The 23,438-nt window shown below is 54.8% G+C and carries 29 protein-coding genes; 14 read left to right on the forward strand and 15 right to left on the reverse strand.

The genetic code is table 11. The features are described 5' to 3' along the window. Positions 1-23: 23 nt before the first annotated feature. From hpaE to hpaR, 4 genes are read right to left on the reverse strand one after another with little or no spacing between them, the layout of a single operon-like run. Positions 24-1,493, reverse strand: coding sequence for a 5-carboxymethyl-2-hydroxymuconate semialdehyde dehydrogenase (gene hpaE, locus Q1M54_RS14125; protein WP_300558454.1), 1,470 nt, complete (start codon positions 1,491-1,493; stop codon positions 24-26). Then, complete coding sequence (locus Q1M54_RS14130) at positions 1,490-2,260, reverse strand: fumarylacetoacetate hydrolase family protein (protein WP_300558457.1); 771 nt, start codon at positions 2,258-2,260, stop codon at positions 1,490-1,492. Before Q1M54_RS14130 ends, hpaE begins: the two co-directional genes overlap by 4 nt. After that, entirely contained in the window at positions 2,257-2,919 is a 663-nt protein-coding gene (locus Q1M54_RS14135) for a fumarylacetoacetate hydrolase family protein (protein WP_300558460.1), read from the reverse strand. Before Q1M54_RS14135 ends, Q1M54_RS14130 begins: the two co-directional genes overlap by 4 nt. A gap of 3 nt (positions 2,920-2,922) precedes the next feature. Further along, entirely contained in the window at positions 2,923-3,414 is a 492-nt protein-coding gene (hpaR, locus tag Q1M54_RS14140; protein ID WP_300558463.1) for a homoprotocatechuate degradation operon regulator HpaR, read from the reverse strand. A 152-nt stretch (positions 3,415-3,566) separates the two neighbouring features. Between hpaR and Q1M54_RS14145 the strand changes: the two genes are divergently transcribed. The 8 genes from Q1M54_RS14145 (at position 3,567) to Q1M54_RS14180 (ending at position 10,167) form a co-directional block, all read left to right on the forward strand. Then, positions 3,567-4,610 (forward strand): nitronate monooxygenase, encoded by a 1,044-nt coding sequence (locus Q1M54_RS14145; protein WP_300558466.1) that lies wholly within the window; start codon positions 3,567-3,569, stop codon positions 4,608-4,610. A gap of 30 nt (positions 4,611-4,640) precedes the next feature. Next, entirely contained in the window at positions 4,641-6,026 is a 1,386-nt protein-coding gene (gene radA / locus Q1M54_RS14150) for a DNA repair protein RadA (RefSeq protein ID WP_300558469.1), read from the forward strand. A gap of 45 nt (positions 6,027-6,071) precedes the next feature. Continuing rightward, positions 6,072-6,485 (forward strand): glycerate kinase, encoded by a 414-nt coding sequence (locus tag Q1M54_RS14155; protein ID WP_300558472.1) that lies wholly within the window; start codon positions 6,072-6,074, stop codon positions 6,483-6,485. Between the two features lie 47 nt (positions 6,486-6,532). Continuing rightward, positions 6,533-7,483 carry a branched-chain amino acid transaminase gene (locus Q1M54_RS14160; RefSeq protein ID WP_300558475.1) on the forward strand — a complete coding sequence of 317 codons (951 nt, stop codon included), beginning with the start codon at positions 6,533-6,535 and terminating at the stop codon, positions 7,481-7,483. A gap of 3 nt (positions 7,484-7,486) precedes the next feature. Then, positions 7,487-7,693 carry a zinc-finger domain-containing protein gene (locus Q1M54_RS14165; RefSeq protein ID WP_300558478.1) on the forward strand — a complete coding sequence of 69 codons (207 nt, stop codon included), beginning with the start codon at positions 7,487-7,489 and terminating at the stop codon, positions 7,691-7,693. A gap of 6 nt (positions 7,694-7,699) precedes the next feature. Then, positions 7,700-8,284 (forward strand): class I SAM-dependent methyltransferase, encoded by a 585-nt coding sequence (locus tag Q1M54_RS14170; protein WP_300558481.1) that lies wholly within the window; start codon positions 7,700-7,702, stop codon positions 8,282-8,284. Between the two features lie 171 nt (positions 8,285-8,455). Then, entirely contained in the window at positions 8,456-9,346 is an 891-nt protein-coding gene (locus tag Q1M54_RS14175) for a glycosyltransferase family 2 protein (RefSeq protein ID WP_300558484.1), read from the forward strand. Continuing rightward, a complete protein-coding gene (locus Q1M54_RS14180) occupies positions 9,343-10,167 on the forward strand; it encodes a glycosyltransferase family 25 protein (protein WP_300558487.1) in 825 nt (274 codons plus the stop codon). Before Q1M54_RS14175 ends, Q1M54_RS14180 begins: the two co-directional genes overlap by 4 nt. Positions 10,168-10,176: 9 nt before the next feature. Here the strand turns inward: Q1M54_RS14180 and Q1M54_RS14185 are convergent, their stop codons facing one another. The 6 genes from Q1M54_RS14185 to Q1M54_RS14210 all read right to left on the reverse strand — a co-directional run bounded on the left by Q1M54_RS14185 (position 10,177) and on the right by Q1M54_RS14210 (position 17,340). Then, the gene (locus Q1M54_RS14185; protein ID WP_300558490.1) at positions 10,177-10,866 is read right to left on the reverse strand and encodes an FkbM family methyltransferase; all 690 of its coding nucleotides are present in this window, start codon (positions 10,864-10,866) and stop codon (positions 10,177-10,179) included. 661 nt (positions 10,867-11,527) lie between these two features. Next, positions 11,528-12,349: a glycosyltransferase family 2 protein gene (locus Q1M54_RS14190; RefSeq protein ID WP_300558493.1), complete on the reverse strand. Its 822-nt coding sequence runs from the start codon at positions 12,347-12,349 to the stop codon at positions 11,528-11,530. Between the two features lie 10 nt (positions 12,350-12,359). Beyond that, positions 12,360-13,352, reverse strand: coding sequence for a glycosyltransferase (locus Q1M54_RS14195; RefSeq protein WP_300558496.1), 993 nt, complete (start codon positions 13,350-13,352; stop codon positions 12,360-12,362). Next, positions 13,352-14,332: a UDP-glucose 4-epimerase GalE gene (gene galE, locus Q1M54_RS14200; RefSeq protein ID WP_300558499.1), complete on the reverse strand. Its 981-nt coding sequence runs from the start codon at positions 14,330-14,332 to the stop codon at positions 13,352-13,354. Before galE ends, Q1M54_RS14195 begins: the two co-directional genes overlap by 1 nt. A 330-nt stretch (positions 14,333-14,662) precedes the next feature. Further along, positions 14,663-15,340, reverse strand: a complete 678-nt coding sequence (locus Q1M54_RS14205; RefSeq protein ID WP_300558502.1) for an FkbM family methyltransferase — start codon at positions 15,338-15,340, stop codon at positions 14,663-14,665. Positions 15,341-15,969: 629 nt separating this feature from the next. After that, positions 15,970-17,340: an AmpG family muropeptide MFS transporter gene (locus tag Q1M54_RS14210; RefSeq protein WP_300558505.1), complete on the reverse strand. Its 1,371-nt coding sequence runs from the start codon at positions 17,338-17,340 to the stop codon at positions 15,970-15,972. 84 nt (positions 17,341-17,424) lie between these two features. Between Q1M54_RS14210 and Q1M54_RS14215 the strand changes: the two genes are divergently transcribed. Then, the gene (locus tag Q1M54_RS14215) at positions 17,425-18,297 is read left to right on the forward strand and encodes a M48 family metallopeptidase (protein ID WP_300558507.1); all 873 of its coding nucleotides are present in this window, start codon (positions 17,425-17,427) and stop codon (positions 18,295-18,297) included. A 15-nt stretch (positions 18,298-18,312) separates the two neighbouring features. On the opposite strand, the gene Q1M54_RS14220 is transcribed toward Q1M54_RS14215, so the two are convergent. Further along, positions 18,313-18,954 (reverse strand): MBL fold metallo-hydrolase, encoded by a 642-nt coding sequence (locus tag Q1M54_RS14220; RefSeq protein WP_300558510.1) that lies wholly within the window; start codon positions 18,952-18,954, stop codon positions 18,313-18,315. 167 nt (positions 18,955-19,121) lie between these two features. Between Q1M54_RS14220 and Q1M54_RS14225 the strand changes: the two genes are divergently transcribed. Both Q1M54_RS14225 and Q1M54_RS14230 read left to right on the forward strand, forming a co-directional pair. Further along, positions 19,122-19,355 (forward strand): glycine zipper 2TM domain-containing protein, encoded by a 234-nt coding sequence (locus Q1M54_RS14225; RefSeq protein ID WP_300558513.1) that lies wholly within the window; start codon positions 19,122-19,124, stop codon positions 19,353-19,355. A gap of 9 nt (positions 19,356-19,364) precedes the next feature. Further along, complete coding sequence (locus tag Q1M54_RS14230) at positions 19,365-19,511, forward strand: lmo0937 family membrane protein (protein WP_019426856.1); 147 nt, start codon at positions 19,365-19,367, stop codon at positions 19,509-19,511. A gap of 80 nt (positions 19,512-19,591) precedes the next feature. On the opposite strand, the gene Q1M54_RS14235 is transcribed toward Q1M54_RS14230, so the two are convergent. The 3 genes from Q1M54_RS14235 to Q1M54_RS14245 are packed head-to-tail and all read right to left on the reverse strand — an operon-like array spanning position 19,592 to position 20,423. Continuing rightward, positions 19,592-19,717, reverse strand: coding sequence for a hypothetical protein (locus Q1M54_RS14235; protein ID WP_300558518.1), 126 nt, complete (start codon positions 19,715-19,717; stop codon positions 19,592-19,594). After that, positions 19,714-20,097 (reverse strand): hypothetical protein, encoded by a 384-nt coding sequence (locus Q1M54_RS14240; protein WP_300558521.1) that lies wholly within the window; start codon positions 20,095-20,097, stop codon positions 19,714-19,716. Before Q1M54_RS14240 ends, Q1M54_RS14235 begins: the two co-directional genes overlap by 4 nt. Beyond that, positions 20,097-20,423 (reverse strand): hypothetical protein, encoded by a 327-nt coding sequence (locus Q1M54_RS14245; protein WP_300558524.1) that lies wholly within the window; start codon positions 20,421-20,423, stop codon positions 20,097-20,099. Before Q1M54_RS14245 ends, Q1M54_RS14240 begins: the two co-directional genes overlap by 1 nt. 251 nt (positions 20,424-20,674) lie before the next feature. Here Q1M54_RS14245 and Q1M54_RS14250 point away from each other — a divergent pair, with 251 nt between their 5' ends. Next, positions 20,675-20,989, forward strand: coding sequence for a BON domain-containing protein (locus Q1M54_RS14250; protein WP_300558527.1), 315 nt, complete (start codon positions 20,675-20,677; stop codon positions 20,987-20,989). A gap of 118 nt (positions 20,990-21,107) precedes the next feature. Next, positions 21,108-21,824: an SAM-dependent methyltransferase gene (locus Q1M54_RS14255; protein WP_300558530.1), complete on the forward strand. Its 717-nt coding sequence runs from the start codon at positions 21,108-21,110 to the stop codon at positions 21,822-21,824. 15 nt (positions 21,825-21,839) lie between these two features. On the opposite strand, the gene Q1M54_RS14260 is transcribed toward Q1M54_RS14255, so the two are convergent. Continuing rightward, complete coding sequence (locus Q1M54_RS14260; RefSeq protein WP_300558553.1) at positions 21,840-22,631, reverse strand: exodeoxyribonuclease III; 792 nt, start codon at positions 22,629-22,631, stop codon at positions 21,840-21,842. A 10-nt stretch (positions 22,632-22,641) separates the two neighbouring features. Between Q1M54_RS14260 and pyrE the strand changes: the two genes are divergently transcribed. Further along, positions 22,642-23,346 (forward strand): orotate phosphoribosyltransferase, encoded by a 705-nt coding sequence (pyrE, locus tag Q1M54_RS14265; RefSeq protein ID WP_300558533.1) that lies wholly within the window; start codon positions 22,642-22,644, stop codon positions 23,344-23,346. The last annotated feature ends 92 nt before the right edge of the window (positions 23,347-23,438 follow it).

The raw sequence follows: 23,438 nt of genomic DNA on the forward strand, positions 1-23,438 counted from the left end.
GTATGACAGATGATGGGGGTTTGTCATACACCCCAATGCGGAATGTGGTGACCACCCAGCGACACCGCCACGTTCTTGGGCTCACAGAACACTTCGTAGCTCCAGGTGCCGCCTTCGCGGCCGGTGCCGCTGGCCTTGGTGCCGCCAAAGGGCTGACGCAGGTCGCGCACGTTTTGGCTGTTCACAAAGCACATACCGGCCTCGACCGCCGCGGCCACGCGGTGGGCGCGGCCGAGGTTCTCGGTCCAGACGTAGCTGGACAGGCCATATTCGATGTCGTTGGCTTTTTCAATCGCATCCTGCTCGTCCTTGAAGGGAATCAGGCAGGCCACCGGGCCAAAAATTTCTTCTTGGGCAATGCGCATGCGGTTGTCTACGTCGGCAAACACGGTGGGCCAAACGAAGTTGCCGTTTTGCACATGTGCGGGCAAGTCAGCGGCATAGCCGGGCTGGCCCAGTCCGCCGCACAGCATAGTTGCGCCTTCTTTGGGGCCCAGCTCGATGTAGCTGCGCACCTTGGCCAGATGGGCTTGGGAGATCATCGGGCCGACGATGGTGCTCTCATCCAGCGGGTCGCCCACGGTGATGCGTTTGGCGCGCTCGGCAAATTGGGCGGCAAAGTCGGCATAGATGCTTTGCTGCACCAGGATGCGGCTGCCTGCGGTGCAGCGCTCACCGTTGTTGCTGAAAATCATGAAGATGGCGGCGTCCAGCGCACGGTCCAGGTCAGCATCTTCAAAAATCACAAAGGGGCTCTTGCCGCCGAGCTCCATGCTGAACTTTTTGAGGCCCGCGCTTTGCACGATGCGGTTGCCCGTGACGGTGGAGCCTGTGAACGAAATGGCGCGCACGTCGCGGTGCGAGACCAGCGGCTCGCCCGCTTCCTTGCCGTAACCGTGCACCAGGTTCAGCACGCCCGGGGGCACACCCGCCTCCAGCGCCAGCTCACCCAACCGGGCGGCGCTCATGGGCGAGAGTTCGCTCATCTTGAGCACGGCGGTGTTGCCAAAGGCGAGACATGGCGCGACCTTCCAGGTGGCGGTCATGAAGGGCACGTTCCAAGGGCTGATCAGCGCACACACGCCCACCGGGTGGAACAGCGTGTAGTTCAGGTGCGTGGGCGTGGGGTAGGTGTGGCCGTCCACGCGGGTGCACATTTCGGCAAAGTAGTGGAAGTTGTCGGCCGCGCGCGGCACCAGTTGCTTGCCGGTCTGGCTGATGGTCTGGCCGCAGTCTCGGGTTTCGGTTTCTGCAATCTCGGGCACGTGTTTCGTGATCAGATCGCCCAGCTTGCGCATGATCTTGGCGCGCTCGGTCGTGGGTGTAGCGGCCCACTTGGGGAAGGCGGCTTTGGCAGAAGCCACGGCGGCATTCACTTCCCGCAAGCCGCCCAAGGCGACTTCGGCCAACACCTCTTGCGTGGCGGGGTTGACGGTTTCAAAGTAGTCACTGCCCGCGACTTGGGTGCCGTTGATGAGGTGGTCAATTTTCATGGTGTTGCTTTGACAAGGGTGTTGGTGAGCGCCCCGATGCGCTCGATTTCGGTGACCACCACATCGCCCGGGTTGACGTTCACGATGCCGTCGGGCGTGCCGGTCAGGATCAGGTCGCCGGGGTGGAGCGTCATGAAGCTGCTGAAGTATTCGATAAGGCTGGGCACATCAAAAATCATGTCGGCGGTGTTGCCGCTCTGTGTGACCTGGCCATTGACGGTGGTCTGCAGTTTGAGGGCCATCGGGTTCGGAATGTCGGCCGCATCGACCAGCCAGGGACCAATCGGCGTGCAGGTGTCGCGGTTTTTCACGCGCAGGTTGGGGCGGTACCAGTTTTCCAGGTAGTCGCGGATGGCGTAGTCGTTGGCCACGGTGTAGCCAGCTATGAAGTCGTAGGCATCGGCCTTCTTCACGCGGCGGGCGGTGCGGCCCACCACCACGGCCAACTCGCACTCGTAGTGCATGTACTTCACGTCAACGGGGCGCTTCGTAAAGGCCTTGTGCCCGATCAGCGAGGCTTCGCCCTTCATGAAAGCCAGCGGCTCTTCTGGCGCTTTGAAGGCCAGTTCTTTGGCGTGGTCGGCGTAGTTCAGGCCCAGTGCGATCACGGTGCGCGGCTGGGGCACAGGTGCAAGCGGCGGCAACCAGACCACGTCGTCAAAGCCCACACGCTGGCCCTTGTGCGGGCCTTGGGTGATGAGCAATTGGCCGTCAGACTCAAGGGCTTGCTGGATGGCGCCCGACCAGGCGATGCGAGCGTGTTTCATGCGGCACCTCCCACTTGCACAGACACTGGCGAAAAGCCCGACGCGGAAATCTCCACCCGATCCCCGGCTTTGGCGCGTGGGCGCGCACCATCGGCCAGGCCATCGGTGCCCACCATCAACACGTCGCCGGGCTGCAGCGTCATGAATTCGCCCACATCGATCAGCAGCGTGGGCAGGTCGCGGATCAATTCGCGCAAATCCAAGGTTTGCACCCGCTCGCCGTTGCGGCGCACCACGATCTGCAGCGCGGCCCAATCCGCCACTTGGCCCTGGGTGACCTGCTGCGGCAAAGCCAAAAAACCATCGCGGCAACGGAACTTGACCGGCGGGCGGTAGTAGCTCGCGTGCGGCACCGACCAATCACACAACAGCGCGGCACCCGCCACTTGGCCATCGCCACCGATCACCAGGCCCAGCGAGGCACCGATGTCGACTTCGGTCACGCCGTCTTGCAAAAGCAGGTCTTGCCCTGCAGGGCTGAAGGTGTTGGCACTTTTCACATACAGAATGGGCGCTTGGGGCGCGGCCTTGTGCGGGTCTTGCGTCATGCGCGGGGCACACAGGTCCCATTCGCGGCGAAAGTTGAGCAAAGTGCCATACACCGTGCCTTGGGGCTGCCAAGGCCGATAGGGCATGGGGTTTGTGGGGGTCGTGGGCATCGTTTATTCCTCGGACGTCGCGGTATCGGATGTTTGGGGCTGGTCGCCGGGCACTTCCAAGGCAATCAACTGGTCCAGCAGGTTGTACAAGGCGGTCAATTGCGGTGACCCCAAATGCTCGGCCATCCAGCTGTAATGCGCTTCAATGGTTTGTGACAAGGCCTGCACCTTGGCCAGGCCCAATGCGGTGGCACGTACGACGGTGCGGCGGGCGTCTAGCGGGCATCGCTGGCGCTCGATCAGGCCATCGCGCTCCATGCGGGCCAGCACACCCGTCAGGCTGGGGCCCAGCAAAAAAGCCTCGGTGGCCACACGGCCGGTTTCCACGCCGCCGCTCTCGTGCGCATGCTCGCCCAACACACGCAGCACCCGCCACTGTTGGTCCGACAAGCCATGCTCACGCAGACTGGGGCGGGTGTGCAGCATCACGGCTTCGCGCGCTTCGAGCAAAAGGCGTGGCAGGTTGCGGTGAACAAAAGAAGTTTTGGGGGTCATTTATTTAACATGTTAAATGAATTTCCCCAAACGGACACAAGGGTTTTCACCAGCTCAGCATCACCCACACCGTCATCGGGCCATGCCCCAGAGCGTGCGCATCTCATAAGATGCAGCTTGGTCTTTCTGCTGCCCCTTTCCAAGAGTCGCCCATGTCTTTTGCCGATTTGCTTTCTGATCTTGCCGGTCCCGTGATCCAGGCCCCCATGGCCGGGGTGCAAAACCACCGGCTGGCCGCCGCCGTGTGCGAAGCCGGAGGCTTGGGGTCGCTGGCGGCCGCCATGCTCACGCCTGAAGCATTGCAGACCGAACTGCAAACCCTGCGCAGGGCAACCGATAGGCCCTACAACGTCAACTTTTTTTGCCACACCCCGCCCGTGGCAGACCCTGTGCAGCAAGCCGCTTGGCAACAGGTTTTGTCGTCCTATTACCGCGAGATGGGCCTGGACCCAACCGGCATGCCCACTGGCGCAGGCCGCGTCCCCTTTGGCCACGACAGCGCCGATGTGCTGGAGGCCTTTCGCCCAGCGGTGGTGAGTTTTCACTTTGGTCTGCCAACGCCGGATTTGCTGGCCCGCGTCAAAAGCTGGGGCAGTTGGGTGCTGTCATCGGCCACCACCGTGCAAGAAGCCCTGTGGCTGCAAGCGCATGGCGCAGATGCGGTGATCGCCCAAGGCCTGGAGGCGGGCGGGCACCGGGGCATGTTCTTAACGGATGACCTCAGCACCCAAATGGGCACATTGGCGCTGTTGCCCCAAATTGTTCAGGCCGTGCAGTTGCCCGTGATCGCTGCAGGCGGCATCGGGTCAGCGCAAGGCGTGGCCGCAGCCCAAGCGCTGGGTGCGACGGGTGTGCAAGTTGGCACGGCTTACCTGTGCAGCCACGAGGCCACCACCAGCGCCCTGCACCGCGCGGCCTTGCAATCGCCCGAGGGGCAGCACACCGCATTGACACGCCTGTTCAGTGGCCGCCCAGCGCGCGGCATCGTCAACCGCCTGATGCGCGAGCTGGGGGCACTGAACCCCGCTGCACCGGCCTTCCCTTTGGCCACCGCAGGCATTGCCCCTTTGCGCGCCGCTGCGGAAGCTCAGGGCTTGAGTGACTTCACGCCTCTGTGGTCGGGCCAAAACGCCGCCAGCGCACGCAATCTGAGCGCAGCCGACATCACCCGCGAAATGGTCAACGCCTGGCGGTGAGCGGTTTGACCTCAAAGGCACAATCGCTCTATGACCAAAGACAAATCGATTTTCACTTGCACCGAATGTGGTGGCACCAGCGCCCGTTGGATGGGCAAATGCCCCAGCTGCAACGCCTGGAATACCCTGATTGAGGGTTCAGGCGAGCCCGCAGCTGGCAAAAACCGCTTTGGTTCGGTGCACGCATCCTTGGCGCCTACGTCCGAAGTGCTGCCACTGGCGCAAATTCAAGCAGCCGACTTTGAACGCCACCCCACCGGCATTGATGAACTCGATCGCGTGCTGGGCGGCGGCATGGTCGAAGGCGGAGTGGTGCTGATTGGCGGCGACCCAGGCATTGGCAAATCGACTTTGTTGTTGCAAGCGGTGGACGCGCTGCAGCGAAGCGGCATGAACACGCTGTATGTCACAGGCGAAGAAAGCGGGGCACAAGTGGCCATGCGCTCGCGCCGCCTGGGCCTGCCGGATTCGCAAGTGCCTGTGCTGCCCGAGATCCAGCTCGAAAAAATTTTGCACACCCTGCAGGCACGCCAGCCGGGCATCGCCATCATCGACTCCATCCAGACGGTGTATTCAGACCAACTCACCAGCGCCCCCGGCTCGGTGGCCCAGGTGCGCGAATGCGCGGCGCATCTGACGCGTACCGCCAAATCCACCGGCACCACCATCGTGCTGGTGGGCCATGTCACCAAAGAGGGTGCGCTGGCCGGCCCCCGCGTGCTGGAGCACATGGTGGACACGGTGCTGTACTTTGAGGGCGACACGCATTCCAACTTCCGTCTGATCCGCGCCATCAAAAACCGCTTTGGCGCGGTGAACGAAATCGGCGTGTTCGCCATGACCGAAAAAGGCCTCAAGGGCGTGAGCAACCCCAGTGCCATCTTTTTGAGCCAGCACGCCGAGCCCGTGCCCGGCAGCTGCGTGATGGTCACACTGGAAGGCACGCGCCCGCTTCTGGTGGAAATTCAGGCTCTGGTCGACAGCGGTGGCCCATCGCCCCGACGCCTGTCTGTGGGTCTGGACCGCGACCGCTTGGCCATGCTGCTTGCGGTGCTGCACCGCCATGCAGGCGTGGCCTGCATGGACCAAGACGTGTTTGTCAACGCGGTGGGTGGCGTGCGCATCAGCGAACCCGCGGCCGACCTGGCCGTCATGCTGGCGATCACCAGCAGCCTGCGCGGCAAAGCACTGCCCAAAGGCTTTTTGGCCTTTGGAGAAGTGGGCCTGGCGGGCGAAGTGCGCCCCGCGCCGCGCGGCCAAGACCGCTTGAAAGAAGCGGCCAAACTGGGCTTCAAGGTGGCGGTGGTGCCTAAGGCCAATGCCCCCAAGAAAAACGACAAGGCTTTTGAGGGCCTGACCATTTACCCGGTCGATCGCATCGAAGAAGCCATGCAAGTGGTGCGGGGATTGGACTGATCCAGCATGAGAAGCCGCCAAGCAATCAAGGCACAATCTGCCCCCATGAATTTCACCAAAATCATCGCACCGCTGGCCATTGTTGTTTTCACCATCGGGGCCTGGCAGGCCTTTCAATGGGCGGGCATTGCCCTGGCCGTGGGCGGGGTCGTCATGTGGGTGCTGCTGCACTTCACGCGCATGGTCACCATCCTTAAAAAAGCTGCCGACCGGCCCATTGGCCATGTGGCCAGCGCCGTCATGCTCAATGCCAAACTGAAAAAAGGCGTGAATTTGATGCATGTGATCGCCATGACACGTTCTTTGGGCCAACTTTTGACAGAAAAAGACGCCCAACCCGAGATTTACAGCTGGACCGATTCCAGTGATTCGGTGGTGACCTGCACTTTTGTGGGCGGCAAGTTGACCGCGTGGGCTTTGGTGCGCCCCGAGGTAGTCCCAGAAGAGTCAAACCCTTAAAATCCCAGTCAACCCTATTTTTTGCAGTTTCTTTAAAGGACACTTTCATGAGCGTTGTCATTCCCTCCATGTCAGACCGTGACGGCAAAATCTGGATGGACGGCCAGATGGTCGACTGGCGCGATGCCAAGATCCATGTCTTGAGCCACACCCTGCACTATGGCTGCGGCGCTTTTGAAGGCGTGCGCGCCTACAAAACCGAGCAAGGCACGGCCATTTTCCGCCTGCAAGAGCACACCGAGCGCCTGTTCAACAGTGCCAAGATCTTGCGCATGAACATTCCCTTCACCCAAGCGCAGGTCAACGAAGCCCAGCGTGCCGTGGTGCGCGAGAACAATTTGGAAAGCGGCTACATCCGCCCCTTGACTTGGATCGGCGACAAAAAGCTGGGCGTCAGCCCCAAAGGCAACACCATCCATGTGATGGTGGCGGCCTGGACCTGGGGTGCCTACCTGGGCGAAGAAGGCATGAAGCGCGGCATCCGCGTCAAGACCAGCAGCTACACCCGTCACCACGTCAACATCACCATGACCCAAGCCAAGGCGGTGAGCAATTACACCAACTCGATTTTGGCCAATATGGAAGTGACCGACGAGGGTTACGACGAGGCCTTGTTGCTCGACACCTCGGGCTTTGTGTCTGAAGGCGCGGGCGAGAACATCTTCGTGGTCAAAAACGGGGTGATCTACACGCCTGACTTGTCGGCTGGCGCCTTGAACGGCATCACCCGCAACACGGTGTTCCACATCGCCAAAGACTTAGGGTTGGAGATCGTGCAAAAGCGCATCACCCGAGACGAGGTCTACATTGCCGACGAGGCTTTCTTTACGGGCACTGCAGCCGAAGTCACACCGATTCGCGAACTCGACCGGATCGAGCTGGGCAAGGGCGATTACGTGGGCAGCCGTGGCCCGATCACCGAAAAAATCCAGACTGCGTTCTTTGACATCGTCAACGGCCGCAACCCCAAGTACGCCCACTGGCTGACCAAGGTCTGAACCATGAGCAACGCATCAGTTGAACTGCTGGCCACCGACCTGAACCCCCAGGGCGGTGTGTTTTGCCCCAGCCCCAAGGCTGACATGAAAATCTGGAACAGCCACCCCAAGGTTTACTTGGATGTATCCAAAACCGGTGAGGCCAAGTGCCCTTATTGCGGCACCGTGTACAAACTGAAAGCCGGGGAGGTGGTGGGGCACCACCACTGAGGCCGTATGACAAAACATCTTGATCTCGGTTGCGGTACAGCCCCCAGAAATCCCTATAAATGCGAAGAGTTATACGGCATTGACATCAGAGATGGTTTATCTGCACCGGGTGTGACTCAAATCCTGTCCGCAAATCTTGTTCTGGAGCCTATACCCTTCCCGGATTCATTCTTTGATAGTGTTTCTGCCTATGATTTTTTAGAGCACATTCCAAGGGTTGCGATTGATCACAGCAACCATCAAAGTCATCTTCCATTTATTGAGTTGATGAATGAAATCAGTAGAGTTCTAAAACCTGGCGGTAAGTTTTATGCTGTTTTCCCGGCTTATCCCCATCAACTTGCATTCACAGACCCAACACATGTGAATATTTTGACCACCAAAAGCCATCGTTACTTTACTGGGAATGAGCCGATGGCAAACATGTATGGATTTAAAGGTTCTTTCGAATTTATCAGGCAAAGGAAACTACATCCAAGAGGTGACTACCACCCTGCCAACCCCAGCTTAAAAATCAAAGTTAAAACGATTATTGACTCGATAATGAACCGAAGAAGCCATCTGCTATGGGAATTTATTTCATCCAAGTAACTTTTATTCCCAAAGATAAATACACCCAAACATATATCGCATATCCTCTTAACGCATACTAATTAAAGCAAATAACAACTGAATCCTCTATCCAGCTTCTCTGTTGATAAACCAAAAAATCAATATGGCTCTTACTTTTGGCTTATCTAACATCTAAACGGATTTCATGCCATGGATCATCATTACTCCAAATCGATAGCATCCAGCATAAATGACACTACAGTTATTATTGTCACTTTCAACAGCGCTCATTGTTTGCCTGCGTTAGGCCACCAACTTGCAGCTTGCCCCCATATCATCTTGGTAGACAACGGCAGCGACGATGGTTGCGCCCAAGCTGTTGCGCAACACCTGCCTAACGCTCAGGTCATCGCACTGCCCAATAACCTGGGCTTTGGTGCAGCCAACAACCGCGCCTTGACGCGAGTGACGACACCCTTTGCTTTACTGCTCAATCCTGATTGTGAGTTGTCAACTGAACAGTTGACACAGCTCTTGGCCGCAGCGGACCAATTTCCTGAAGCCGCCATGCTGGCACCACAACTCGTCGATGCCAAAGGCCACCCCGATGTGAATTACCGTTGGCCCAGTACCCAGTGGACGTCCAAAGGCCCTGGCGCAACGGGCCCCACGAGTGTGGGCTTTGTGTGTGGGGCGGCCATGCTTCTGCGCATGAGCGCATGCCAGCCCACCGGTTTCTTTGACGAAACCTTCTTCCTTTACTACGAAGACGATGACCTATGCTTGCGCTTTTTCAAAGCGGGACTTCCTATGGTGGTGGTGCCGAGCGTACAAGCGCTGCACCGCTCGCGTGGCTCGGTTAAAGGGGCCTCGCCTTGGCGCAGCGAATATGGGCGCGGCTTCCACCACGCCCAATCCAAACTGATCTTTGCAACCAAACACGACAGCCCTGCTACCGCTGAGCGCTTGCGCCAACAACTGATCTGGCAAACTGCCTTGGCATTGCCGCTGCGCGTGATGCTGTTTTCGCCCAAGCTGATTGCGCGCATGTGGGGGCGTTTGATCGGTGTCGTGGTTTGGGCATGGAAAGGTCAAGCATGACGGTACCCGTTCACATCATCAGTTTGGCCTCGGCTCAACACCGTCGGATATTTCAGGAAGCGCAAGCCCAGCGCTTGGGTTTTGAGCCCATTTGGGAAGCCGCCGTAGGCGTGGAAGATTTTTCTGACGAAGAATTTCTACAGCACGCATTTCGTTGGCAGCGTCCGCTGAAAAAAACCGAGATAGGTTGTTTTCTGAGCCATCTACGAGTTTGGCAGCGCATTTCTCAGAGCTGTGGGCCAGCAGTAGTCCTTGAGGATGATGTGATTTTGAGTGAACATTGGTATCAAGACATCCTTACCCTAGGTCAAACGTCCTGCGCAGACTACATTTGTTTGGAAACATGGGGGAAAAAAATCTTAGGGCAATCTGAATATGTCGATGAGCTGAAGATGCAACGTTTACATCTGAACAGCGCAGGTGCTGCTGGTTATCTGCTGTGGCCATCTGGAGCCCTCATGCTGATTGAGCGTTACCAAAAAAATGGTGCCGCTTTGGCAGATGCTTTTATCAACGAATTCCGCGGGTGGCGAGCATGGCAGTTGGTTCCAGCCAACTTGGTTCAAATGAATGTCGCTGTTCATTTTGGGCAACCTGCGCCTATTTCTACAGAATCTTTGATTGCCAGAGAAAAAACCCCCCCCAGTTTCCCGAACCGCTTAACTTTCTTGCGGATAAAAGCTCGACGAGTGCTAGGCCAAGTCCATATAGCCTTTATCAGAGTAGCTTATTGGTTAAGAGGACGAGAAGTCGTTGGCTTAAAAGCACTGCCAGATACAAAAAATAGCCAGCACAAAAAACTTACTGAACATAGTGGCTAAGCTCTATATTTAAGCATTTTCCTCGATACGCTTGAACACTGCAGTGTGCCCCATCCTTTCAACCAACAAATAGCCTGCGTTCATCAGCATATGAACCGACGGACGCGCAAGCAGTTCAACCATGTCTCTTGAGTAAATCTCAATCATAAGTATTTTTGGCTTCTCAGGCCATGAATTAATATCGGAAATAGCAACTTCATCAAAGCCTTCAATATCCACATTTAGGAAATCAAAATTTCCGCCAAAATTAGACTTTGCTTGCGATATCAAACTCGCCATACTAACACATGGTACGTCAACGGAATTCAGTAGCCCGCGCTCTTTAGCAATATCAACGTCGCATGTTGCGCTATTATCAATATCCTTATTAAAATAAAATCTAATACTACTACCAGGCTGGGCTTTATCTGCTGAAACAACTGCGGCACAAATATTTAAGTCATCCGGTCTTGCTGATTTGAACTCTTGAATTGCAGCCTTGCTTGCATCTACATTTACTCCATTCCAACCAAGAGACCACAGGTAGGAAGTATTTGATATTGCATATGGATGATGGGCACCAACATCAATATAAAATCCTTTACTTGTCAGTCGTCGAAATTGCTTGTGTAGAAAAACATCTTCACCATATTGGCCTGTATGGAATTTAAGCTCTCTTGATTTAATTATTGATAGCAAACGACCCAATTTGAACTTCATAATATATTCTCCCTTAGAAATTAGATTTGCGATGCCTGCCAAGTTTAATGCACTAAGTTGTCATTCATGCCAAGTCACTTGGTTGGTAGCGCGCACTTGACCCATGATATATCTTTTGTGAGCCTCATCCTGAGAGTTTGACTGAGTTTGGGCGGCTTGTGAGCCTTACTGCCATTAAAGAGTCGTCCCTGCAAAATTCATTTCACGCCAGCACCCAGCGTTGACCAGCGTTTTGCAGTCGGTTAAGGACAAGGGTTTCGGCCAATTTTTCAAAGAAAACATCCAAACCATTCGCTTGCAACAGGCACAGCAAAGGCCTATACTTTTTTTAAAGATCATACGCATCAACTAGTGAATTCAGGTAGTTGCTGCAAAAGTCATCAGTCTTGGCGCTGCTTTCATAGAACCCCAAAAAAGCTTCATTGAATATCTATTTGAAAATTTCGACCCTCCGTTATCACCCTAGATCACCAGCGTTCACTGGGGCTGCTGGAGTTTTACAGGGTCGATGCATCCGAAAATTCACAGTAAAACAACTGGCCTTTTAAAAAATAAACCTAGATGGCTGCTAAACCGAGTTCAATCAATGCATTCAATGGGGTGTACAACAGTTTATTTTCAAAAATAGAAAAGCCCTAATCCACAAGTACAGACGACTTTATTAATTGATCCTTTTCGAGAGAACCTCATCGGTTTCAGTGCACGTTACCTCGTACCTTTCAAAGTAGGCCCAATCACGCACATCGTCATTCATTGCTTTGATCACATCACCACGGGTCATCTTGACTTTTTCAAAGTATTCTTTACTTTGTATAACATAATGGTTGATTTGAAACATTTGATTGTCAGCAATCGTTCGCGATGAACAACCGCCAATCACTTTGTGAATATCAATATTTTCAATCGATTGAATGATACTGCTTCTACAAGCCCATTTGGTAAACATATTTGATGTCAAATGAGTTTGCTTTTTTGTGAGCGATTTTCGCAAACTGGACGGGTGTTTGTCATATCCATTGCTGCCAAATATACTCCAGTTCACATATACAACGTCGTAGCCATGGTATTGCGGCCAAATATCGTTGAGTTTAGTGCCATCCTTGCAAAACCAAAATTCATCGATGTCCGCAATGATCAACCATTGGCAAGTTTCATTTATTTTAAAATGCTCAAATGCCGTCCAATAGTGTTGTTTTTGTTTGTGTTTTTCCGGAAGCATGATCAGCTTAACAAGACCCGATTGAATATGGCCTTGTATTTTTTCTATGGTATCATCGGTGCTACCGTTGTCAATCAAATAAATAGCTGTCACGCCTTCATTTTGATAATGCTCAACCCACTCCAATATGTTCATGGATTCATTTTTCATTATCCCCAAAATGCCCAGGCGATGAGGGTGATTCAAAATATTTTTGTTTGATTCACGTCGACCTCCAATTCGCTGATTATTCCAGCGGCGAATTTTTTTTATTAGATTTTTCATATGCAGCCAATTAAATTCTTTTACCAAAAAAAACAGTCGCTCGAGGATATTTAATATAAAAAAATCGCATCAAGGTCCAAAAAATCCCTGGAGATTTTTTGTATTTAACGGAGATGTGCAGCAAGTCTGAGAATGACGGTGATGTTTTGCTAATTAATTCAAGGACAACATTGCTTTTTTCAATATACCTTGCGATTTTCGTTCTAGAAAGATGGGATTGTCCAATTGTGCCCAAGTCTTTTGTGATTTGTGTGTACACCGCCAACTGCCGTCTGTATTTGCTGTGGGCGTGAGTAAGAAGCTCAGCGGAATTTGGAACGGATCGGCTAGATAAGCCACCTTGACGATACTGCACCAAGGGCTCCGGAATGGTCAAGCCCCCCCCGAGAGTGGCTGCACGAAAGCTCAGCACTTGGTCTTCGTAGTCGACACCATTGTCCAAAGGGCCAAATACCGTGAAGAGTTTTTTGTGAAAGGCAAATGTAGCTCCGATGACATAGGGCCTTTTTTTGCACCAGGTCTTTGCGTCGGGCCATTTTTCCAGGTGTCCGGTTTGAATCAAACCCAGGTCTTTTCCATGGCGGTCGATGCTAGTGGCATAGCTGGCGATAAGGTTGAGGCGCCCATGACTGGCGCGCCAGGCTTCCAAGACACGCGCCACGCGATTTGGAGCACTCAGGTCGTCGCCAGCCGCGACCACTATCAGTTCGGCGCTCGCTTCACTAACAGCTTGGTTGTAATGATCGGCAATGCCCAAATTGTTGTGGTTTTGGCGCACCCGGACATGGTGCGGTCCCTGGTACTGCGCTGCCATGCTGTGGAGTTTGGCCAAGGTGCCGTCGCTGGAGCAGTCGTCGCTGAACACGATTTCAATAGGCTCACAAGCTTGGTTCAAGCAGGACATGGCGGCGGCTTCTACCGTGTTTTGCTGGTTGTAGGTCAGCAAAAACAGCGTCGCAGAATAGCGCTTGTTGGTGTGTCGGTGCGTCGTTTCAGTGGTCATCACAGTTTGATCTGAGAGTTTCTTTCCCAAGCCCAAGCATGGCGCACCAGGGTGTCGAGATCGGCAAATTGGGGCGTCCAGCCCAGTTGCTGGCGGGCCAAGGTGGCGTCGGCCACCAGCCGTGCTGGGTCACCTGTGCGCCGAGGTGCGTACTGCACGGCAATTTTGTGTCCCGTCACCCGTTGGGCCGCGTCGATAACTGCTTGCACCGAAAAGCCTTGGCCGTTGCCCAAGTTGTACCGCTGGCTGCCAGCGCCTTGCATCAGGCTTTGCAGCGCCAGCCAATGGGCTTCACACAGGTCGTTGATGTGGATGTAGTCGCGAATGCAGGTGCCGTCGGGCGTATCGTAGTCGCGCCCAAACACCGAAATGTGCGTACGTCGGCCAGATGCCACTTGCAGCACCAAGGGGATCAGGTGGGTTTCTGGCTCGTGCCGCTCGCCCAGATCGCCATCCGGGTCGGCCCCGGCGGCGTTGAAGTAACGTAAACACACCGACTTCAAGCCGTAGGCGCGGTCGTAGTCTTCCAGCACCTGCTCAATCATCAGCTTGCTGCGCCCATATGGGTTGATGGGCTGCTGGGGGTGCTGTTCATCAATAGGTGAGTACTGCGGCTCCCCAAATGTGGCGGCTGTAGACGAAAAAATAAAGCGGTTCACCCCAGCGGCACGCATGGTGTCCAGCAGGAGCAGAGTGTTGGTGACGTTGTTTTCGTAATACTTGGCCGGATCTTGCACAGATTCGCCCACTTGTATGAACGAGGCAAAGTGCATGACCGCATCGAAGCGACCAGGCTGCAGCAGCCGTGCCAACAGCGCGGTATTGGCCAAGTCGCCGTGAATGAAGTCGCCACACAGCACCGCATCTCGGTGGCCGCTGCTCAGGTTGTCCAGCGTGGTCACGGCACATCCAAGCTGCCCCAGCCGTTTGACCATGTGGCTACCAATGTAGCCCGCGCCGCCCACAACAAAAACATTCATACTGCTTTATAAAGTAATTTTACATTCACTATTTACATTTAACCCATAGCAATCAACATGGTGTAATTGCCGTGATATCTGATAATTTTTTAATTCCGTCCAAATAAAATGGTCAATTCGTCGGGATTTTGCCAGACCAGAAAGAGGCCAAGCAACCTTTGGCGGAATACGTATACAAAAAATTTTATTAAACTTCATAATTTTCAAATTTATATCAATAAATAATAGGCCCAAGTAAAGGATACCACTGAATCGATTGCTGTCCGCCCTTGTGCGATTGACAGGCAACTCTAGAGCAAAAAATCTTTAAAAAGTAGCGACCGAAATTTATCATATGAACTCATTATCTATGCTAAATATATTTTCACCATAAAAGACAAAATCACGATTCAGTGGAGCAATTACCTTTAAGAAGTTTGATGAGTTTGCAGATTTTGGAAGCATCCAATCGTGCAGCTCAATAATTAAAAGTGGGAATCTCTTGATCCATTCAGTACTTTGCGAAAATAAATTTTCCTCAAAACCTTCAATATCAATTTTCACAATAAAAGGCGAATAAGTATTTTCATCGTAAGTCTTCAGAAGAGAGTTAATTGAAACAACTTCTGTCCTGCCATCGTGAGAAACTTCCATGCGGTAGCCCCATTCCCCAAGGCCAGGGTCAACAACTGTACCTCTCTCGACACGACAACCAATTGCCTTTTCCAAAAAATGTACTTTACTTGATTTATTATTAACTTTTGCCTGCTCTATATTTAAATGATCAGGTTCAATGCATACAACAATAGCTTCCGGGTATTCATTATTGAAATATTTCGAAGCCAAGCCAATATTTCCGCCACAATCAATGATCAAAGGCAATTTGCCGGATTGAACGATTTTTTGGTAATGGGCCAATAACTCCCGTCTTCTTCCAATTTTCTCAAGTCCGTAGTCATTCCCTTGAAATATCTGACGAAGGGTTAGGAAGTCGACATAACTTCGAATTTTCGGATTTAAAAATAACATCTTCTTTTTATCGAAAATTAGTTGATTTTTAAAAAAAGGTGGGAGTAGCGATAGAAATCTCGCGGACCGCCTTCCCTTTAATAGCCCACTAAGCAGAATGAAAGGATATTTGATAATGATTTTAACCAAGATCGAGAGTTTTAGTTGATTTATAAACAATTTTGTGCTCCTGTGTAATTTTAACTATTTTATTATGAAAAGATCAAATTGGGTACTGCATGATACCTACATGAAGTCATTTTGTCCGAACTTACGGCTATTGGCCTTATAAAGAACATAGTCACTCGTGCGTATTGAACTACAAACGGTACAACGCAACATAGTACCTACCGCTAGTCAACAACTTGCAGTAAGTGACTTGCTCCATAACCACGATCTTTAGGCCGTAACGCAAATGTGCGGTGAAGCGCACATGAGCAATTGCAGCATTTAAAGAAGCTTGGGCAGAATCAATTATGTAGCGTACATTTTAAAGTCCTGCCAAAGTCAGTCATGGTGGGCAAAGCCGGGCTCTCAACATTGTTTGCAGAAAAGCGGGTGAGACTTTTCGCCATGGCAAACAGTGGTCATTGCGAGGCACGAAGCAATCCATGGACTGCCGCGCTTTGCTCGCAGTGACGGGAGAGCCGTCATCGCGAGGAACGAGGCGATCCATGTCCCGGCGCACGCGCATGCACCCGCGCCGCCAACGCCACCAACACCAACACAGGCACACCCAACCAAGCCGTGGCGGTGAAGAAGTTGGCGTAACCGTAGGCATCGACAAAATCACCCGAAAACCCAGCGATGAACTTGGGCAAGAGCAGCATCATGGAGCTGAGCAGCGCGTATTGGGTGGCCGAATAGCTGATATTGGTGAGCGATGACAAATAGGCGATGAAGGCCGCAGACGCAATGCCGCTGGCCAGGTTGTCGGCCGAGATGACCCACACCAGGGCTTGCACGTCGTGCCCCACACCACTGAGCCACACAAACAACAAGTTGCTGGCCGCACTGAGCACCGCGCCCAGCATGAGCACACGCATCACGCCAAACCGGGCCGACAGCAGCCCGCCAACAAACGCCCCAACCAAAGTCATGATCACCCCGTACACCTTGGTCACGCCCGCCACTTCACTTTTGGTAAACCCCATGTCGACATAAAAAGGGTTGGCCATGATGCCCATGACCACGTCGCTGATGCGGTAGACCGCAATCAGCGCCAAAAACAGCACCGCCTGCCAGCGGTAGCGCACCCAAAAATCAGCAAAAGGCTCGAGCACCGCACCTTTGAGCCACTCGGCCACATTGCGTGCAGGCTTGAAGGGCGCGGGCACAGGTTCGGGTGACCTCAGAACCACCAGCATGCCCGGCAACATGCTGAGCGCCATGACCAAATAACCCGCTTGCCAAGCCGACTGGGCATAGCCTGTAACTTGATCGCCTTGCGCCCAGGCCGCGATCCACAACACGCCTGCCCCGGCCCAGATCATGGCCAAGCGGTAACCTGTTTGGTAACTGGCTGCCAATGCGGCTTGAGCGTTCACCTCGGCCGACTCGATGCGGTAGGCGTCCAGGGCAATGTCTTGGGTGGCCGATGCGAAGGCCACCGCCAGAGCACAGGCCACCAAAGGGCCAAGCAACTGAGACGGGTCATTGAGCGCCATGCCCACCAAACCGCCGGCAATGACGAGTTGCGACAGCAGCAACCAGCTGCGCCTGCGCCCCAGCTGCCGTGTGAGCCAAGGAATGGGCATTCGGTCCACCAAGGGCGCCCACATCCATTTCACGCCATAGGCCAAGCCTACCCAACTGAGGTAGCCAATCGTGCTGCGGTCAATGCCCGCTTCGCGCAACCTGAAACTGAGCGTGCCCAAGACCAGCAGCAAGGGCAGGCCGGCTGCAAAACCCAGCGCCAGCATGCGCAAGCTGGCGGGCTGCAAATACAAGCGCAGCGCCTCGCGCCAGGTGCGCACGGTGGCGGGCGTGGAAGGGTTATTTGGGGCAGCAGTTTCAAGCATGGGCAGATTATCGGCTGCTGCACGGGCCGAATAAAGCGCTTTGGGATGCGGCAAACCCGAAGCATTCGTTATGATTTGCCAACCATGTGCTTTCTTTGCGATTTCAAATCATCCACCGCCGACACGACGCCACCATCGGACTCACCCCGTTGGCAGGCCCGCCGTGCCTTTCTGTTGGCCGCTGGCGCCACTGCAGCTGCGGGCACGACAGGCGCCTTGGCCCAGGTGGATGTGGGCTCAGCGTCTGGCCTGCGCAAATTGGTGCCTGCCGAAACCCTCGAAAATTCGGCACAGCAACAGTACACGCAGGTCTTGGCCGAAGCCCGAGCCAAAGGCGCATTGGCTCCGGACGACCATCCCCAGTTGCAGCGACTTAGAGCCATTGCCAACAGGCTGATTCCTCACAGCGCACCTTGGAACCCACGCTCACGCGACTGGCGCTGGCAAGTCAACTTGATCGGCAGCAAACAAATCAACGCTTGGTGCATGCCCGGCGGCAAGATCGCTTTTTACACTGGCATCCTGGACCAGCTGAAACTGAGCGACGACGAGGCCGCGATGATCATGGGCCACGAAATGGCGCATGCGCTGCGAGAGCATGCCCGCGCTCGTTTGGCCAAAAGCCAAGCCACCAGTTTTGGCCTCTCGATCGCCTCACAGCTTTTGGGTTTGGGCGCTTTGGGCGATGCCGCAGCCAACTTGGGCACCCAACTGCTCACCCTGAAGTACAGCCGCGATGACGAAACCGAATCTGACTTGGTAGGCCTTGAAATTGCAGCACGCGGTGGCTACAAGCCCGAAGCCAGCGTGACGCTTTGGCAAAAGATGCAATCGGCCAGCGGCAACGGTGGGCCGTCTTTTTTATCCACACACCCGAGTGGCAACAACCGCATCGAAGAGCTTCAGGCCAACCTGCCCAAAGTCCAGCACCTGTACGAACAAGCCCGCAAGGGCTGAGCACCCCGGCACGCTTCAGGTGCCGCCGACATAGGGGTTGCTTTGCCGCTCACGCCCGAACGTGCTTTCGGGGCCGTGGCCGGGGATGAACACCGTGTCGTTGCCCATGGGCCACAAACGCTGGGTGATGCTGGCGATCAAATCATCGTGGTTGCCTTGCGGAAAGTCAGTGCGCCCAATGCTGCCCGCAAACAGCACATCACCCACAAAGGCACGCTTGATCTCCGGCGAATAAAACACCACATGGCCTGGCGTGTGTCCTGGGCAATGGCGCACCTGCAAGGTGTGCGCCCCCAGCGTGACGGTGTCGCCATCGGCCAGCCACCGAGTAGGCTTGAACACCCTTGCAGGTGGGAAACCATAAGCGGCTGCAGCTTGGGGCAACCCGTCAATCCAAAATTGGTCTGCCGGGTGCGGTCCGATGATGGGCAGGCCGCCCAATTGCTCGGCCAGATCGGCCGTACCCGATGCGTGGTCCAAGTGGCCGTGCGTGATCCAGATCTGTTCCAGCTTCAGGCCGTGTCCATGGACCGCGGCCAAAATCAAATCCAAATCGCCACCTGGATCCACCACTGCAGCTTGGTAGCTTTGGTCGTCCCACACAAGGGAGCAGTTTTGCTGAAAGGGCGTGACGGGGATGGTTTGGTATTGCAGCATTCGGGAATTATAGGAATGCAGGGCCTTTGCGCCTGTTACCCACCCGTGTGCGCCAAGCCACAGACGGTGCACTGCACGCTCCTTATCCTGAAATGGCTTGATCGGCCTGCGCCGTGTTGTCGCGAACAGCGGTCAAGTCTTCGCATGCCTCAACAAGGAGTTCATCTATGCACACCGCTCATCCACTGATTCGCATGGCAGGGACCTCCCTGCTCGCTATGACCACGCTGGCTTTGACCGCCTGCGCTGGCATGACACAACAAGAGAAAAACACCGCCATCGGGGCTGGGGTGGGGGCCATTGGGGGCTCGATCCTGACTGGGGGCAGCACCACCGGGACATTAGGGGGCGCCGCGGTCGGGGGCGTCATTGGTCATGAAATTGACAAATCCAAAAAGTGAGATGTCGCTGTGCTTGAAAGTGTGGCGATTGCGCTGGTGCTCTTGTGGTTGTTGGGCTGGGTCTCATCGGTCACTTTGGGAGGACTGATCCATCTTCTGTTGGTGATCGCCTTGGTGGTGGTCTTGGTGCGTGTCATACAAGGTCGAAGGCCCTGACCCTCAGCGCACCACCCACATGACTCCCCCAAAAGCCTGCACCACACAAAGTGGCGCAGGCTTTTTGGTTGTGATCTCAACTAAGAAGGCGGTTTTTCCTTCAAAAAGCGCTGCAGCAGCAACAACCAAACAGGATCACGCAAAGCGTGCGCCAACTGGCTTCGTGAAATGGCCAGACGCTGAAGGGGCGTCAATTCAGCACTCATGGCGCATCAGCCGTTCGAATGACTTCGAGGTCCAACTGCAGCTGTGACTGAATGTCTTGCAACAAGGACGGCAGACGCAGGCTTTTTGCGCGCCACCCTAACAGCGCACTGATGACCAAAAAGGTGCTGGGCAAGCCCCACAAAACCGCCGCTTGCGATGCGTCCAGTTGAGTGGCTGTGCTCCACAGCATCAAGGCCACGCCACCGAAGATCAAGGCCAACACCAAGGTCAACGCGCTCAATGCAAACATCACCCATCTGTTTTTGAGCGTGCACAGGTAGCGCGAACCCACCTCGCTGGCCAAATCCACATAGCCTTGGGCATGGGACTTGATCAGCTCCGGTGGCAGCAACATCATTTTCAGCAGCAGTTTGAGCATCAGCGTTGGCGTGAGCGAATGAACCAAGACACCGCCAAGGCCGCAGCAGCACCAGTACCGGCTGCAATCAATACCGAAGCCATGGGCTCGTGCTGAATGAAGTGTTCAGTACTGACACGCACATGACGGGCTTCTTTTTCCAGCTTGTGCTTGACGTCGGACATGGCTTCTTTGCCGGATTCACCTAGATCGTGCAGCTCGTCTTTGACACGGTCGGTCATTCGACTCAAAACAGGTCTTGCTTCATTGAGCAACTCATCCACATTGCTGTTGACGGTTGCGCCGAACGAAGACATTTTTTCGGTTGCGGTTTTTAAATCGGACATATTGGCCTTTGCAGTGAATGAAAAAGAGAGACGTTCACTTTAGGAGGCCCGTCACGACATGTCTGTGGGTTGTCACACCAATGGCGGATTCTTTAAATGAGGCGCACCTTGTGCGCTCTAGCGCACCGACTCAGCGCCCGTTCGTGCATACGATGAATTTTCTTGAATGGCCATACCGTGGGGTATGGCTTCAAACAAGGTGTCAAGCCTTGGCTTGGCTGTTTCGACCAACTGCACGATAGGACTTCAACATGATTCGAAAAACGACTTGGGCCACATTGGCCGCTTCTCTGGTTCTGGTGTTTGCATCTGGCTGCGCTGTCACGCGTGGACAAGAATCTGTAGGCGCTTACATCGACGACGCGGGCATCACTACCTTGGTGAAGTCACGCTTTTTTGAAGACAAAGACGTGGCGGGCTCGTCCATCAGCGTGGAAACACTGAACAGGACCGTGATGCTTTCCGGTTTTGCCAAGAGCACTTTAGAGCGCAACAAAGCCGAAACCATCGCTCGCGGTGTCAAAGGCGTCAACTCTGTGCGCAACGAGATCGCGGTGCGTCCTTGATGCATGGCGCCCCCTGTAGCTGGCCATATGGCCAGCTAAGGCGCAGACCTCACTGGGTGTACAGTGACCCCAGCCAGCGCCTTTTGGTTTTTGCACTCGCGCTGCACCGATTGCCTTTTTGCATCCTTCATCACCCGGCTACCTGACGCGTCAGGACAGCATCGCGGTTGAGGGCACGGACGACTTGATCATCCGCGCCTTGCTCGACCTCAACCAATTCCACGACCCTTTGGGCGAGGCCTTGAATTTGGGCATCTCATCGGCGACGTGGCCCTTGTTTGGCATGCTGTGGCCCTCTGGCATGCACTTGGCGGAACGCATGGCTATGCGTCCCGTCACAGGGGAGCGCATTTTGGAAATCGGCTGCGGCCTGGGTTTGACCAGTTTGGTGGCACACCGCCGGGGGGCTTTGGTGACGGCCAGCGATTGCCACCCTTTGGCGCGTGCATTTTTGGACGAAAACACCCGCCTCAATGATCTGCCGCCGCTGCCCTACCGGCATGGGCTTTGGGGGCGTGCGGCACTGCGCGAAGACGGATTGCCTGTGCTGAGTGCGGCCAAAGATACGCAGCTTGTAGGCCTGTTTGATCTGATTGTGGGCAGCGATATCTTGTATGAGCGCGACGACGAAGGCGCATTGGCCAGCTTCATCCATGCACATGCCGCGGCCCAATCGCAGGTGTGGGTGGTTGACCCCAACCGAGGCAACCGCGCTGCTTTTCACAAGCGCATGACACTGGCTGGCTTTAGCCTGCATGAGCAGTTGCTGGACCGTCCTGCAATGGGAGCTGCACCCGCCTACAAGGGCCGCATGCTGACCTACACCCGAAATTGAAGCCTGGACCCGTGCTTACAGGCTGAAATCGTATTCCACCGTGAACGGCGCATGGTCCGAAAACTTCTCGGCCTTATAGATCGATTCCTTGCGGGCTTTTTCGGCCAGGGCGGGCGTGGCCAAGTGGTAGTCCAGACGCCAGCCCACGTTCTTGGCATAGGCTTGGCCCCGGTTGCTCCACCAGGTGTAACAGTCGTCGGTGGTGTGCGGCTGCAGGTGGCGGTACACATCGACCACACCGCCTTGAGTGGTCAGCTCGGTCATCCACTGGCGCTCTTCAGGCAAAAAGCCGCTGTTCTTGAGATTGCCCTTCCAGTTCTTCAGGTCGGCTTGTTGGTGGGCGATGTTCACGTCGCTGCACACGATGAAGTCGCGTTCGGCCTTGAGGGCCATCAGGTGGGGGTACATCTTGTCCAAAAACCGGAACTTGGCCTCTTGTCGCTCCGGCCCGGAAGAGCCGCTGGGGAAGTAGCAACTGATGATGGACATCTTGCGTGTGGGCGTGTCGAAGCGCAGCTCCACATAGCGGCCTTCGGCGTCGAACTCGCCGCCGTCAAAGTCGACCACCACGTCGCTGGGTTCGTGGCGGGTGTAAACGGCCACGCCCGAGTAACCTTTTTTTTCGGCAAAGTGGAAGTGCCCCTTCAAACCGGCCAGTTCTTCAAACTTGCCCGCCACGTCAGGGGCCTGCGCTTTGACCTCTTGCACGCCAATACAATCAGGTTTTTCTTGCGCCAGCCAGGCTTCAACGCCTTTGGTCGTGGCCGAGCGGATGCCGTTGAGGTTGAGGCTGGTGAGTTTGAACAAGGATTTCCCCATGGTGACAGGACAGGCAAGCAGCGCCGATACACAGGCGCTTGCTCAGGAATTTGTGCAGTTTGCGGTCGATTCAGGCGTCTTGCGCTTTGGGCAATTCAAGACCAAAGCCGGTCGCATGAGCCCGTACTTTTTTAACGCCGGACTGTTTGACGATGGCGCCAAACTCAGCCGATTGGCGCAATTTTATGCAAAAGCCTTGCTCGCCAGCGAGATCGAGTTCGACATGATTTTTGGTCCGGCTTACAAGGGCATCCCCCTGGGCGCCGCAGTGGCGGTCGAGTTATCGCGTTTGGGGAAAAATGTGCCGTTTGCCTACAACCGCAAAGAGGCCAAGGACCACGGCGAAGGCGGCTCATTGGTGGGAGCCCCCCTAAAGGGCCGGGTGTTGATCGTGGACGATGTGATGAGCGCAGGTACCGCCGCAAGGGAGTCGATTGCCCTGATTCAGGCAGCCGGGGCCATTCCTCATGCCATTGCCATCGCACTGGACCGTCAAGAGATGGCCACTGAGAAGCAAGCCGATGGTTCGGTCAAGGACGTCCCGCATAGCGCGGTTCAGTATGTGCGCAACACTTTGGGTATGCAGGTTTGCTGCATTGCTCAACTGTCAGACTTGCTTGATTTTTTGGCCCAACACAGTCAAAGCCCATTGGGTGAACACCTGCCGGTTGTGCAGGCCTACAGAGAACGTTACGGTGTTTGATTCATCACTGGCGTTCTGAAAGCGGCCTTTGACCCCATTGATGGCTTGACATCATTTAACATTTTTCCCGATTTTTTGCAGGCTAATCCTTT

It is taken from the genome of Limnohabitans sp. Rim8 (assembly GCF_943326455.1).
GTDB lineage: Bacteria > Pseudomonadota > Gammaproteobacteria > Burkholderiales > Burkholderiaceae_C > Limnohabitans_A.

What these genes read in the sequence shown, in the direction of transcription:
- Q1M54_RS14195 (WP_300558496.1), bottom strand. Translation starts at nt 13,352, where the DNA reads ATGACCACTGAAACGACGCACCGACACACCAACAAGCGCTATTCTGCG.
- Q1M54_RS14240 (WP_300558521.1), bottom strand. Translation starts at nt 20,097, where the DNA reads ATGCTCAAACTGCTGCTGAAAATGATGTTGCTGCCACCGGAGCTGATC.
- Q1M54_RS14165 (WP_300558478.1), top strand. Translation starts at nt 7,487, where the DNA reads ATGAGCAACGCATCAGTTGAACTGCTGGCCACCGACCTGAACCCCCAG.
- Q1M54_RS14160 (WP_300558475.1), top strand. Translation starts at nt 6,533, where the DNA reads ATGAGCGTTGTCATTCCCTCCATGTCAGACCGTGACGGCAAAATCTGG.
- Q1M54_RS14170 (WP_300558481.1), top strand. Translation starts at nt 7,700, where the DNA reads ATGACAAAACATCTTGATCTCGGTTGCGGTACAGCCCCCAGAAATCCC.
- Q1M54_RS14155 (WP_300558472.1), top strand. Translation starts at nt 6,072, where the DNA reads ATGAATTTCACCAAAATCATCGCACCGCTGGCCATTGTTGTTTTCACC.
- Q1M54_RS14225 (WP_300558513.1), top strand. Translation starts at nt 19,122, where the DNA reads ATGCACACCGCTCATCCACTGATTCGCATGGCAGGGACCTCCCTGCTC.
- Q1M54_RS14250 (WP_300558527.1), top strand. Translation starts at nt 20,675, where the DNA reads ATGATTCGAAAAACGACTTGGGCCACATTGGCCGCTTCTCTGGTTCTG.
- hpaE (WP_300558454.1), bottom strand. Translation starts at nt 1,493, where the DNA reads ATGAAAATTGACCACCTCATCAACGGCACCCAAGTCGCGGGCAGTGAC.
- Q1M54_RS14175 (WP_300558484.1), top strand. Translation starts at nt 8,456, where the DNA reads ATGGATCATCATTACTCCAAATCGATAGCATCCAGCATAAATGACACT.
- Q1M54_RS14190 (WP_300558493.1), bottom strand. Translation starts at nt 12,349, where the DNA reads ATGAAAAATCTAATAAAAAAAATTCGCCGCTGGAATAATCAGCGAATT.
- Q1M54_RS14235 (WP_300558518.1), bottom strand. Translation starts at nt 19,717, where the DNA reads ATGAGTGCTGAATTGACGCCCCTTCAGCGTCTGGCCATTTCACGAAGC.
- Q1M54_RS14205 (WP_300558502.1), bottom strand. Translation starts at nt 15,340, where the DNA reads ATGTTATTTTTAAATCCGAAAATTCGAAGTTATGTCGACTTCCTAACC.
- Q1M54_RS14180 (WP_300558487.1), top strand. Translation starts at nt 9,343, where the DNA reads ATGACGGTACCCGTTCACATCATCAGTTTGGCCTCGGCTCAACACCGT.
- Q1M54_RS14130 (WP_300558457.1), bottom strand. Translation starts at nt 2,260, where the DNA reads ATGAAACACGCTCGCATCGCCTGGTCGGGCGCCATCCAGCAAGCCCTT.
- Q1M54_RS14135 (WP_300558460.1), bottom strand. Translation starts at nt 2,919, where the DNA reads ATGCCCACGACCCCCACAAACCCCATGCCCTATCGGCCTTGGCAGCCC.
- Q1M54_RS14245 (WP_300558524.1), bottom strand. Translation starts at nt 20,423, where the DNA reads ATGTCCGATTTAAAAACCGCAACCGAAAAAATGTCTTCGTTCGGCGCA.
- Q1M54_RS14215 (WP_300558507.1), top strand. Translation starts at nt 17,425, where the DNA reads ATGTGCTTTCTTTGCGATTTCAAATCATCCACCGCCGACACGACGCCA.
- Q1M54_RS14210 (WP_300558505.1), bottom strand. Translation starts at nt 17,340, where the DNA reads ATGCTTGAAACTGCTGCCCCAAATAACCCTTCCACGCCCGCCACCGTG.
- hpaR (WP_300558463.1), bottom strand. Translation starts at nt 3,414, where the DNA reads ATGACCCCCAAAACTTCTTTTGTTCACCGCAACCTGCCACGCCTTTTG.
- Q1M54_RS14145 (WP_300558466.1), top strand. Translation starts at nt 3,567, where the DNA reads ATGTCTTTTGCCGATTTGCTTTCTGATCTTGCCGGTCCCGTGATCCAG.
- pyrE (WP_300558533.1), top strand. Translation starts at nt 22,642, where the DNA reads ATGGTGACAGGACAGGCAAGCAGCGCCGATACACAGGCGCTTGCTCAG.
- Q1M54_RS14185 (WP_300558490.1), bottom strand. Translation starts at nt 10,866, where the DNA reads ATGAAGTTCAAATTGGGTCGTTTGCTATCAATAATTAAATCAAGAGAG.
- galE (WP_300558499.1), bottom strand. Translation starts at nt 14,332, where the DNA reads ATGAATGTTTTTGTTGTGGGCGGCGCGGGCTACATTGGTAGCCACATG.
- radA (WP_300558469.1), top strand. Translation starts at nt 4,641, where the DNA reads ATGACCAAAGACAAATCGATTTTCACTTGCACCGAATGTGGTGGCACC.
- Q1M54_RS14220 (WP_300558510.1), bottom strand. Translation starts at nt 18,954, where the DNA reads ATGCTGCAATACCAAACCATCCCCGTCACGCCCTTTCAGCAAAACTGC.